Origin of the sequence: Bradyrhizobium sp. 142 (assembly GCF_023074015.1) — a bacterium.
Taxonomy (GTDB): Bacteria; Pseudomonadota; Alphaproteobacteria; order Rhizobiales; family Xanthobacteraceae; genus Bradyrhizobium.
In genome coordinates this window covers 1-7,598 of sequence record NZ_JADPKQ010000233.1, presented here as the reverse complement: position 1 = coordinate 7,598, position 7,598 = coordinate 1, and the positions used below count along the sequence as shown (strand labels likewise).

9 protein-coding genes and 2 pseudogenes are annotated in these 7,598 nt (G+C 58.8%); 3 read left to right on the top strand and 8 right to left on the bottom strand.

The genetic code is table 11. From position 1 onward, the window contains the following. Positions 1-306 precede the first annotated feature (306 nt). On the bottom strand, positions 307-699 hold the full coding sequence (locus tag IVA82_RS21815) for a hypothetical protein (protein ID WP_247383692.1): 393 nt from the start codon (positions 697-699) through the stop codon (positions 307-309). A 469-nt stretch (positions 700-1,168) separates the two neighbouring features. Here IVA82_RS21815 and IVA82_RS21810 point away from each other — a divergent pair, with 469 nt between their 5' ends. Together IVA82_RS21810 and IVA82_RS21805 are read left to right on the top strand one after the other, a co-directional pair. Next, complete coding sequence (locus IVA82_RS21810; RefSeq protein WP_247383691.1) at positions 1,169-1,372, top strand: hypothetical protein; 204 nt, start codon at positions 1,169-1,171, stop codon at positions 1,370-1,372. Positions 1,373-1,490: 118 nt separating this feature from the next. Further along, positions 1,491-1,721, top strand: coding sequence for a hypothetical protein (locus tag IVA82_RS21805; protein ID WP_247383690.1), 231 nt, complete (start codon positions 1,491-1,493; stop codon positions 1,719-1,721). Between the two features lie 173 nt (positions 1,722-1,894). Here IVA82_RS21805 and IVA82_RS21800 read toward each other — a convergent pair. The 3 genes and pseudogenes from IVA82_RS21800 to IVA82_RS21795 all read right to left on the bottom strand — a co-directional run. After that, positions 1,895-3,109, bottom strand: a pseudogene (locus IVA82_RS21800) (amidase); the annotation flags it as partial. A gap of 4 nt (positions 3,110-3,113) precedes the next feature. Next, positions 3,114-3,365 carry a hypothetical protein gene (locus tag IVA82_RS49025; RefSeq protein ID WP_346658710.1) on the bottom strand — a complete coding sequence of 84 codons (252 nt, stop codon included), beginning with the start codon at positions 3,363-3,365 and terminating at the stop codon, positions 3,114-3,116. 238 nt (positions 3,366-3,603) lie between these two features. Continuing rightward, positions 3,604-4,941, bottom strand: coding sequence for an adenylate/guanylate cyclase domain-containing protein (locus IVA82_RS21795; protein WP_247493520.1), 1,338 nt, complete (start codon positions 4,939-4,941; stop codon positions 3,604-3,606). 154 nt (positions 4,942-5,095) lie between these two features. Here IVA82_RS21795 and IVA82_RS21790 point away from each other — a divergent pair. Continuing rightward, positions 5,096-5,470: pseudogene (locus IVA82_RS21790) on the top strand (transposase); the annotation flags it as partial. 313 nt (positions 5,471-5,783) lie between these two features. On the opposite strand, the gene IVA82_RS21785 reads toward IVA82_RS21790, so the two are convergent. The 4 genes from IVA82_RS21785 to IVA82_RS21775 all read right to left on the bottom strand — a co-directional run. Beyond that, the gene (locus tag IVA82_RS21785) at positions 5,784-6,026 is read right to left on the bottom strand and encodes a hypothetical protein (protein ID WP_247383687.1); all 243 of its coding nucleotides are present in this window, start codon (positions 6,024-6,026) and stop codon (positions 5,784-5,786) included. Continuing rightward, the gene (locus tag IVA82_RS48300; RefSeq protein ID WP_346658708.1) at positions 6,020-6,469 is read right to left on the bottom strand and encodes a reverse transcriptase domain-containing protein; all 450 of its coding nucleotides are present in this window, start codon (positions 6,467-6,469) and stop codon (positions 6,020-6,022) included. The genes IVA82_RS21785 and IVA82_RS48300 overlap by 7 nt, the downstream gene beginning before the upstream one ends. Before the next feature lie 110 nt (positions 6,470-6,579). Next, positions 6,580-6,831, bottom strand: a complete 252-nt coding sequence (locus tag IVA82_RS48295) for a reverse transcriptase domain-containing protein (protein ID WP_346658707.1) — start codon at positions 6,829-6,831, stop codon at positions 6,580-6,582. Between the two features lie 563 nt (positions 6,832-7,394). Continuing rightward, on the bottom strand, positions 7,395-7,598 hold a 204-nt coding region (locus tag IVA82_RS21775; protein ID WP_247493420.1), incomplete at its 5' end, for an integrase core domain-containing protein.

The following is a 7,598-nucleotide window of genomic DNA, read 5'->3' as shown; positions in this document are numbered from 1 at the left end:
TGGGGTGCGGATCGCCCCTCGATCCGATCCAAGCGACCGCCGAAGCTCCTCCCGCACTCGCCCGATCTCGCGTGCGCGCAGATATCCAGCTGGCATCAGGCTAACATCACCCACGTCATCGACATCGGCACCAACATTAAATCCCCATAGCGCTCGCCGCACTATCGGTGCCCAACTTCCCGCGACTTCGTGCCTTGGCGCTTTTTGGACGCCGGTCAGTTGAGCGTGCCGAGCCTCCTTGTTGCCGGCGTCCAAAAACCAACACAACAACGGACTCATGCACCACAAAAAAACGGCCAGCGCGTTTTAGAGACCAGTCAGCGCACGATTCACCGATATCTCTAGCAACTTTTTCTCATCTGCGTCTGGGCGCAATATGATCTTCCATTCAATTGTGGCGAATGGAATCCCAGCCGGTCTTTCGTAATCACATTCGTAGTACAAACCCCGCCGCCCGACGCCTCTCGCACATCTCGCGCCCGCGAAAATCAACTCGTTCTGCACCGCTTGAAGATCTGAACCAGCAGGAAAGCGCCTGTTCAGATACCTCTGCGCTGCGCTCACAATCTCATTTCGCGGCAAGGACTCGAAATGCTTGAAATCGAAGGTGTTCAGATGATCTTCTCCCATCGCTTCTCCGCAACAAACGAGAAGTGCGACTAAAAGCAATGATACCCAACGCGCTGAGTCTGAACGCATCGCCATTTCCTTCAGCAACAATACATTGTTAGGCCGCGCAAACTTAACCGCGCTGAAAATTCCGAGTTACTCTCCGTGTACGGCATTACATTGTATTCAATCGAATTGATTGTACAGCCACAGATTGCGATCATTCTATCGCCCCGCAGGTACAGTCAGAGGGTAGCAATGACTAATCAGTCAGTTCAATAAGAGTCAGAACCGGAAGTCTCGCATGTTCTCCAGTCCCATTTTCTAGGGAATACCCGCCCGCCCATTCGGGCAAGCCCCGCCACTCGAAAGGCGACCAGCCTCAACTCCACGCGAACAGCCAATCGCATTGACCGATTTGCGCTATGGACAGTCGCCGACTGAGCACCGACACCCTGCATGTAAACAGCTTGCGGCGCAGCTACGGAACAACGTTACATCTAAGAGATTCGCGGAACGAAACGGGTCGTCAGTCTTTCTCTGGCTTTGGGAGGTGCCCATGATGTCTCTTGCCATAGAAGACGCGTGTGCGTTTGCTTGGCGGAACTACTTGCTCCTCCACAGCGGCATCAGCGAGAACGATAACAGGCGTTCCGCCCTTTATCGCTACGTCGCCAACCTTCGTGATACCGGCGAGGATGATTTCGATCTCTTGCAAGTAGCGGGCGGTCGCATACTTGAAAAAAGTGGACGAATTGCATGACGACCGATGTGCGAGACTCGCTGCGGATCAAATTTTGGCCGAGTGTTTAAAATCACGCTGTGCACGACCCGACACTTAGCTTTAGGTCATATAGCACCAGAGCGAAGGAGCGAACCGCATGCCAGACAATATCTCTAATGCAAACCGATCTGCGCGCGACCCACAAAGTCGCATCACAGCAGCAACTGCAATCGGCATGAATGCCCTGAAGCCGATTATGCACTTCCAGGTCTCAATGCTGAGGATGTGGGCCGACAACATCGAGAGGTTCGCGGGCAATTACGAAAAGGGGTTGGAAGAAACCGCGACTATTGTCGAACAACAGTCAGACAAGCAACGCGCCGCGTAATGTCGCAAATGAGATTAGGCGGAGTCCGAGTTGGGTCAATCGCGTCGGCCCGGTCTCCGCTGACCTCTTCCGGTCTTCGCCCAACAGCGAACATCAGGCATCAGGGCCGCCACTTCGGAAAAGTGCGAACGGACATGCGCCACTGTTGCCACTGTTTGATCCGACCATCAAATTCAGCCGCGCAGCTTCCAGATGACTTCTTCCACCGCCAGACCGATCGCCAGGATCTTGCGGTCGGTGTTTTGCGTTCCGGCGATCATCATGCCGACTGGTGCGGTGCCGGGTACATGGCAGGGAACCGAGAGGGCGCAGCCGTCGAACAGGTTGACGATTGCCGGGTTGCGCAGCATGCGCAGGTTGAGGCGGGTATAAGTTTCGTCGTCCTTACCTGTTTCGGCGATCGTCGGCGCGGTCTCTGGGGCCGTCGGCATCAACATCGCGTCATAGCCGGCGGCGGCGGCGTTGATGGTTCGGATGAACTGCTCGCGCAATTTAATCAGTTCGATGTAGCTTGCGGCCGTGATCGTCTCGCCCGGGCGGATGCGGACAATGACGCGCGGGTCATATTTGTCGGCCCCATCGTTTATCCACTGTCGGTGCCACCAATAGGCTTCGGCGCTGGTCAACGCGCCGCGCGGATTGACGGCCGCGGCTTGGGCGAATTCAGCCATCGGCAAGTCGACGATAGTCGCGCCGGCGGCCGACAAGCGGCCGAGCGCCGCCGTGAAGGCGTCGGCGACCGCCGGCGACAGGTCGTTTTGGAACACCGTCTTGGGCACCGCGAAACGCAGGCCGCGCAGCTGGGCAGGCGCCGGAACGCCGTTGGCTTCAGCGGCCAGTACCTGATCGAGCAATGCGCAGTCGGTGACGGTTTTCGCGATCGGCCCCGCCGAATCGAGCGTGAAGGACAGCGGCAGCACGCCGTCGAGCGGCACGCGCCGGGCGGTGGGCTTGAAACCGACCAGGCCGTTCAGCGCGGACGGGATGCGGATCGATCCGCCGGTATCCGTACCGATTGCGCCGGCGGCCATGCCATCGGTGACCGAGACCGCTGCACCCGACGACGAGCCGCCGGGGATGCGGCCGGTGGCGCGATCAAAGGCGTTTTTCGGTGTGCCGTAGTGCGGGTTGAGGCCGAGGAGCGAGTAGGCGAACTCGACGAGGTTGGTGCGTCCGATGATGACCGCGCCGGCCTTTTTCAATCGCTCGACGACGGTCGAGTCGCGTGTCGCTGCCGGCGTACCAACCAGCACTTTCGACCCGCCAAGCGTTGTGACGCCGGCTTCGTCGAACAGGTCCTTGATCGAAATCGGGATGCCGGCGAGTGCGTGCAGGTTCGCGCCGCCGCGCCGTCGCGCGTCCACCTGATCGGCGGCGGCGAGCGCTTCGCTCTCATGTACCCAGAGGAAGGTGCGCGAGCCTTCTGTCTTTGATTGCCGCGAGCGCCTGTTCGACGAGCTGACGGCTGGTTATTTTCAGGTTGGCGAGACGATGCGAAAGGTCGTCAATGTTCAGCGTGGCGAGTTCGCGTCCCGACCCGCTTTGCGCGAGCGCAGGATCGATACGCCAAAGCGCCGCGCTGGTGAGCGCAAAGGCGCCCACGCGGGCGGAGTCCTGCAAAAAGCCACGACGATGCTGATCCATAGCTACTGCCTCCTCCTCGTAAGAATACTCGTCCAAAAAAGAAGACGATGCCTGCCAGTGTAAAATCGGCCAAGCTTGTTTATTTGTCCGGGTACGCCCGACTTTCCCGAAATGATTGGATGCCGAGCATCAGCATCGGCCTTGGCGATTTGCTGGACATTCGCGCGATGAATACCGCTGGGTAAGCGAGTTTTGCCTACGCCCCTTGCGGCCCTTTCGGTTCGATGCAGCAAATATTTCAGTCTGCTGCCCGGAATAGGCGCCACTCATTGGGCACACCTTTAAGCGTGTAGGTGCCGTATTCTTCTAAAACCAAGCCGGAGCCAGCCACAAGATCGCGTACCGTCTGCGAGACCAAAACTTCGCCCGGAGCAGCGAGGGCGGCAACGCGCGCGCCGGTATGCACTGCGATTCCAGCAACGTCGTTGCCTACGAGCTCGCATTCACCAGTATGAAGGCCGCACCGTACTTCAAGATTGAGCGAGCGCACCGTATCGCGGATGGCACTGGCACAGCGCACCGCTCGCGCCGGCCCGTCGAAGGTGGCGAGGAAGCCGTCACCTGATGTGTTAATTTCACGGCCGCGATACTGATGTAGGACCTCACGCACCCTGGCATAAAACGTCTCAAGCAACTCTCGCCAGGAATGGTCGCCAAGTGTTGCCGCCCGTGCTGTCGAACCTGCGATATCCACAAACAGCACGGTAGCGAGCACCCGCTCTGGCTCGTGAGCATGGCGTCTGCCCGTCAGAAACTGTTCGATCTCATCAAGAATCGAACCTTGATCACCAAGAAAAGCCACATGGTCCTCGCCTGGAAGCTCAACCAGCTTTGCGCCGGGGATACGCTGAGCCATGTAGCGCGCATGCTCCACGTCGATCACACGCTCTGCGGTACGGTGCAAAATCAGCGTAGGCACGCGGGTCGCGGGCAGGATATTGCGCACGTCGATCTCGCGGTTCATTCTCATGATGGCCGCTGCTGCGCCGGGACTTGCCGATGCCCTGAAATATGAAGCCAAGCCCTCCACGGCACGAGGGTCACTGGCGATGCTGGGCGCCCACATCGTGACGCTTATTCCTTGCGGGGTGCCCCAGTGGTGTTCGATGTTGTCAAGCACATTGTTCCACTTCTCATCCGTCCAGCCGAACGCATAATCGGGCGACCAGGAACGCTTAGCGTAAGTGCCGTACAAAACGAGCGCTGAGGTTCGTTCCGGATAGGTGGCGGCATACAGCAAGGACATCGGGCCGCCCTCCGAAATGCCAAACAGCGCCGCACGGTCGGACCCGACTTCGTTCAAGATGGTCTGGACGTCGTGCATACGCTGTTCCAGCGTGAAAATCTGAGAGCCCCGATCGGACATTCCAGTGCCACGCTTGTCGAAAATGATGACGCGACAGAAGGAGGCGAGACGCCGAAGAAATCTGCTTCGATTCGGCGATTGCCAAATTGCCTCGACGTTTGACACAAAGCCCGGTACGAACATCAGATCGAGCGGACCCTCGCCCAGGACTTGATAGGCGATGTATACGTCATCGCTCTTGACGTAGTGGGTTGAGGGTACCTCAGCCATTGCTCCTGTCCTTCAAAAAGGCGGGCAATAACTCGCAATCGAGTGAGTTGTTGTTCGTCGCTTCGATGCGGCTTCCGATTGGTTGAAGGTAGCTGACGCGAACGCATATGACAACGCATCAAATTTCGCAGAACTGGCGCGGTTAACGGCACGCGAACTCACCAGCAACGCCATCCTGACATGGGCCGATCAGAGCCGCGTCGCATGGCGCTACATTGCGCCGGGTAAGCCCATGCAAAATGCCTTCATCGAGAGCTTCAACGGCCGACTGCGGGATGAACTGTTGAATGAGACGCTGTTCACGTCACTGGTCCAGGCACGCATAGCGCTCGGATGCTGGCGGGTCGATTACAACGACGCACGACCTCACTCGCAGCTCGGATGGAAGACGCCGTCCGAGTTCGCCTCCATCTTCCATCCGCGCCGGGATCTGGCGCTGCGCTATGCCGATGGCTCCGCGCCAGATCCCGTCGCTTCCACCGCCCACAGGGGCAAACCCGACAGTCAGGGCGAACTCAGAACTGGATAAAACTTGGGGGCAGGGTCAGAAGGAATACCCCGTCTCTAGGCGCGGTGCTGATTTCCCAGCCATTCGCCGTGAGCACCGAAGGCGCATGTGCTGAGCCGGATTGAGTTAAAGACCGCGTATGACCACTGTGATGGCTTACATCCAGCCACAGACGCGAACAGGTTCGATGTCTGAGTTGGGTCATTCGCGACCGGGTCAAGCCAGCGGTAAGTCCGGCCATGTCCGCTAACTCACAATGATCGGGATAGGGGGGAGCCTCGCGGCTCCGCCCCTCCCACACCAGGGTCCGTATACGGCGGTTCGAGAAGTTACGCTAACGCGCTTCGATCAGTGACGGGAGACCGAGCGATTTGAAGTGGGCATTGGAGAGTCCCACGGAAAGGGCTTTGCTCCGGGCAATATGCCAGGGCCCACGGCCGCTCCCGGCCGTGTTGCGCAATTCCCCCGAGACTCCCAGTGCGATGAGTGCTGCTCGGCGACGCCTTGGTGTTTTCCATTGGCGCCAAAGAGCGGCCCGCAATCGTAACCGGACCCAGCGAGTGAGAGCGATCAACACCTCGGGCGTTTCGCAGAAGCCGAAATAGCCGCGCCAGCCACACGTATACTTAGCCGCTCCTCCATTGTCGTCTTGATGCTGACACCCTTGGCCCTTCGCGTGGTCTCGCGGATTCGCTGCTTGAACCGCTCCAGCGATTTCGGCGCGATCGTGCGCTTGATACCTGGACCAGCCGTGAAGCTGAACCCGAGGAACTTCCGTTCCTGCGGTCGTGCCACCGCACTCTTCGCCTCATTTACCGTGAGCTTGAGCTTTTGTGTGATGAAGCGCGAGATGCTCTCCATCACCCGCTGACCCGCGCGTTCGCTGCGAACATAGATGTTACAATCGTCCGCATAACGAACAAAGCGGTGTCCCCGGTGCTCCAGTTCGCGGTCGAGTTCGTCGAGCACGAGGTTACTTAGCAGTGGCGAAAGCGGTCCTCCTTGCGGAGTGCCTTCCACGCTCGGACTGACCAGCGTCCGTTCTCCATCACCCCTGCATTCAGAAATGCTCGGATGGGCTTCAACAGCCGCTTGTCCTCGATCCGTTTGGCAATTTGGCCATCAGTTTGTCATGATTGACTCTCAAAGAATTTTTCCAGATCGAGATCGATCACCCATCCGTTGCCTTGCGCAACGTACTGCTGCGCTTGAGCCACGGCGTGATGCGCCGACCGACGCGGTCGGAACCCATAGCTGTATTGGGAGAACGTCGGATTCCATCGCCTCTGCAGAACCTGCATCACCGCTTGCTGGATAAAGCGGTCCAGCACGGTTGGGATGCCAAGCTTTCGCACCCCGCCATCCGGCTTCGGGATTTCCACCCGTCTCACCGGTTTCGGTTCGTAGGTCCCGTTCAGCAATTGCTCCCGAATAGCCGGCCAGTGCTGCTTCAGATAGTCGCCGAGTTCCCGATCGCACCGAGCGTGCCGTCGTGCTCGAAGCTGTCAAGGTATGGGCCTGGCAAGCCCGGAGCATGCCGCACGGTTGGCGCGACGGCCAACCTTGACAGCTCCTGCGCGCGACGACGTCAGCGAGCCGCGGGTCGGGACGAAGAAACGGGCTTTGAGATCGAACAAAGAAACTGACGAAAGACAAAAGAACTCCTTGACAAAAAAAGCCCCATACAAGGAAACCGCGCTTAAGGGAACGGAAGGCGGTGCGGCAGGCGCTATGGGGATTTGAGCGCCGCGGGTGTGCTGGTTGATTGGGATTGAGCCGGTGCAACGAGTTGTGCGACGGGGAAGCGGCTGATGAATCGGCGGCGGGCAGCATCGGCCAGTAGGCGACATCAACTCCCATGGTCCCTTCGGCTAGGCGAGCAGGAGAGCTGGTCCCGCTTGTCTGAACAGACTTTCCGCGTCGATAAGTGGAGCCTCTGCCGAGATTAGGCCGCCACGCGGAGCGGCGGAAGGTTGAAGTAGGCTTGATCCGGGGTCATGTCGTCAAGGCTCGAATGGGGCCTTCGTGCGTTGTAGAAGTCGAGATACCGGCCGATCGAATGTCGCGCCTCGCCGACGGTTTCGTAGGCTCGCAGATAGACCTCCTCGTATTTAACGCTGCGCCATAGCCGCTCGACGAAGACGTTGTC

What these genes read in the sequence shown, in the direction of transcription:
- IVA82_RS21815 (WP_247383692.1), bottom strand. Translation starts at nt 699, where the DNA reads ATGCGTTCAGACTCAGCGCGTTGGGTATCATTGCTTTTAGTCGCACTT.
- IVA82_RS21810 (WP_247383691.1), top strand. Translation starts at nt 1,169, where the DNA reads ATGATGTCTCTTGCCATAGAAGACGCGTGTGCGTTTGCTTGGCGGAAC.
- IVA82_RS21805 (WP_247383690.1), top strand. Translation starts at nt 1,491, where the DNA reads ATGCCAGACAATATCTCTAATGCAAACCGATCTGCGCGCGACCCACAA.
- IVA82_RS49025 (WP_346658710.1), bottom strand. Translation starts at nt 3,365, where the DNA reads ATGGATCAGCATCGTCGTGGCTTTTTGCAGGACTCCGCCCGCGTGGGC.
- IVA82_RS21795 (WP_247493520.1), bottom strand. Translation starts at nt 4,941, where the DNA reads ATGGCTGAGGTACCCTCAACCCACTACGTCAAGAGCGATGACGTATAC.